At 76.4% G+C, this 3,194-nt stretch carries 1 protein-coding gene; it reads right to left on the bottom strand.

The features are described 5' to 3' along the window. On the bottom strand, positions 1 to 3,194 hold a 3,194-nt coding region (locus tag ACWGDE_RS37620; RefSeq protein ID WP_453393579.1), incomplete at both ends, for a beta-ketoacyl synthase N-terminal-like domain-containing protein.

The raw sequence follows: 3,194 nt of genomic DNA, 5'->3' as shown, positions 1-3,194 counted from the left end.
CCTCCAGCCTGGCCGCCAGCCGGGCCATGGCCCGGCCCGCCGTACGCCGGTCCGCGCCGCGGAAGCAGAACAGTTCGGCCGGCCATTCCTCCAGGCCGTGCCGGGGCTCCTCGGATCCCGCGTAACCGGTGAGCACCGCGTGGTAGTTGGTGCCGCCGAAGCCGAAGGCGCTCACGCCCGCGATCCGCCGCTCCGCAGGCACCGCCCACGGCCGGGCCTGCGCGTCGAAGAAGAACGGGCTGGCGTCCGCCTCCCAGGCCGCGACCGGCCTGTCGATGTGCAGGGTCGGCGGACGTACGCCCGAGTGGACCGCCCGGGCCGCCTTGATCAGTCCGGCCAGCCCGGCCGCGCACTTGGTGTGCCCGATCTGCGATTTCACCGAGCCCAGCGCGCAGCTCCCCGGAGCGGCCCCGGACGCGGCGAACAGATCGCTCAGCACGGAGAGTTCGGTGCTGTCGCCGACGACCGTGCCGGTGCCGTGGGCCTCGACCAGGCCGACTTCGCCGGGGCTGATCCCGGCCCGGGCGTAGGCCCGTTCCAGCGCCCGGCGCTGGCCTTCCGGCCGGGGTGCGGTCAGACCGAGGGACCGCCCGTCGCTCGAGGCCCCGACCCCCTTGATCACCGCGTACACCCGGTCGCCGTCGCGTTCGGCGTCCGCGAGCCGCTTCAGGACGAGCGCGCCCACCCCTTCGCCGAGGGCGATTCCGTCGGCCGCCGCGTCGAAGGGCCGGCAGCGCCCGCCCGGGGACAGGGCGCGGACGGAGGAGAAGAGCAGGTAGTCGTTGATGCCGTTGTGCATGTCGGCTCCGCCGCACAGCACCATGTCGCTGTCCCCGGAGCCCAGTTGGCGGCAGGCGAGGTCCAGTGCGGCCAGCGAGGAGGCGCACGCGGCGTCGACCGTGCAGTTCGCGCCGCCGAGGTCCAGCCGGTTGGCGACCCGGCCCGCGATCACGTTGGCGAGCACACCGGGGAAGGAGTCCTCGGTGAGCCGCGGCAGTTCCCCGTCCAGCTCGGCCGGAAGCTCTCCCAGGTATCCGGGGTACAGCGCGCGCAGCCCGTACGCTCCCGCCAGTTCGGTGCCGGCCTCCGCACCGAAGACCACCGAGGTCCGGGAGCGGTCGAACTCCCGGTCCTTGCCGTAGCCGGCGTCCGCCAGGGCCCGCGCCGAGATCTCCAGGGCGAGCAGCTGGACCGGTTCTATGCCGGCCAGCGAGGCGGGCGGGATGCCGTGCGCGAGGGCGTCGAAGGGCACCGGTCCGAGGAAGCCGCCCCAGCGGGAGGGGGTGCGTTCGCCGGCCCGCGCCGGGTCGGGGTCGAAGTAGAGGGCGGGGTCCCAGCGTTCGGCCGGCACCTCGGTCACCGCGTCCGCGCCGGCCAGGATGCGCGCCCAGTAGGCGGCGAGGTCGGGGGCGCCGGGGTAGGCGCAGGCCATGCCGACGATGGCGATGTCCAGCGGCCCGGGCGGTGCGGCGGCGGCGCCCACGGGCGCGGTGATCTCCTCGGCCCGCCGCCGGATCAGCTCGGTCGCCCCCTCGGTGACCTGCGCGTGCAGCGCGGCGATCGTGGTGGTACCGGAGCGCAGGGTGGCGGCCTGGCCGAGCATGAACAGCCCTTCGGCTTCCTGCTGTTCCTCGTCCACGGGCTCCAGCCCGAAGCCTTTCGCGGCGCGCCGCAGTCCCTTGCTGGCGATCCGCAGCCGGCCCAGGTTGAGCCGCTCCAGCTCCTCCCACACCTCGCGGGGTTCGGCGCCGCCGTCCTGGAGCCGTCGCCGGGTCGCCTCGAAGGTGTCGGCGTACGGGGTGGCCGCGCAGCGCGTGGCGTGCCCGGGCGCGGTGTGCAGGAGTACGGTGTCCGCGCACTCCACGGCCGCGCGCTGGAACCGGGGCAGCACGGCGCCCGCCGCCACCGCCTCCTCGGTGAACAGGTAGGCGGTGCCCATGAGCACCCCGATCCGTGCGCCCCGTTCGGCCAGGGGCGCGGCGGCCGCGGCGGCCATCGCGGCGGAACGCTCGTCGTGGATGCCTCCCGCGAACAGCACGTCCAGCGCGGCCGGTTCGGGGCAGGACAGCAGCAGCTCGATCTGCTCCTCCCACAGCGGGAACGAGGCGCGCGGTCCGACGTGGCCCCCGCATTCCAGCCCCTCGAAGACGAACCTGCGTGCCCCTTCGGTGAGATAGCGCTCCAGCAACCCCGGTGAGGGCACGTGCAGATGGGTCCGGATCCCGGCCGCCTCCAGCGGGGCCGCCTGCCCCGGGGTGCCGCCCGCGATGATCGCGTACGGGGGGCGCACCTCGGCGACGGCCGCCAGCTGTTCCGCCCGCAGTTCGGCCGGGGCGAAGCCGAGCAGTCCCACGCCCCAGGGCCGGTCCCCGAGCCGCTCGGCGGTCTCGGCGAGGAGCCGGCGCACCTCCGGTCCCTCCATCACCGCGAGCGCCAGGTAGGGGACCCCGCCCTCGGCGGCGACCGCTTCCGCGAAGGCGGCCTGGTCGCTCACGCGGGTCATCGGCCCCTGCGCCACGGGCAGCGGCTGCCCGGGCTCGCGCCCACCGGCCAGCGGGCGGGACCGTACGGCGGCCGCCAGATGCCCGGTCACGGCGGCCCGGACGGCCTGGACGACACCCCCGGTCGTCCGGTGGCGCGCGGCCAGCCGGGCCGCCGAGGCCCCGTCCTGCCCGACCGGGAGCAGTTGCGCCCGCAGGCCCCGGGCGCCGAGCAGGGCCGCGACGGGGCCCTCGGGCCGGGTCAGGTCGGGGCGCGCGTACACCCGGTGCCCGTCCACGAGCCGGGTCTCGGAGCCGTCCATGGCCCGCAGTGCGGCGGCCACTTCGGCGGGCAGCCCGGCCTCTCCCTCGGGGGTCAGGGCCAGTTGTACGTCGACCAGTACCCCGGCGGCCCCGCCCGCGACGGCCGCCGCCGCCGTGTGCGGCCCGATCCCGCCGAAGGCCCGTACGGGCACCCCGAGTCCGGGGCCCGCGAGCAGCTGTTGGAGGAGCACGAAGGTGGTGGCCCCGCCCACCCGGCCACCGGCCTCGTGCCCCTTGGCCACGAGGCCGTCCACGCCCGCGGTCACCGCGACCAGGGCCTGCGCCCGATCGGTGACCTCGGCCCACACCCGGGGCCGGCCCTCGGACGCGGCCCACTCGGCGACCCGCCCGGGGGTGTGCGAGGCGGGGTCGGCGAGGAGGACCGTGTCC

Source organism: Streptomyces sp. NPDC054956 (assembly GCF_053609185.1).
The sequence above is the reverse complement of the archived record's forward strand: the minus strand, read 5'-3'. Positions and strand labels throughout refer to the sequence as shown.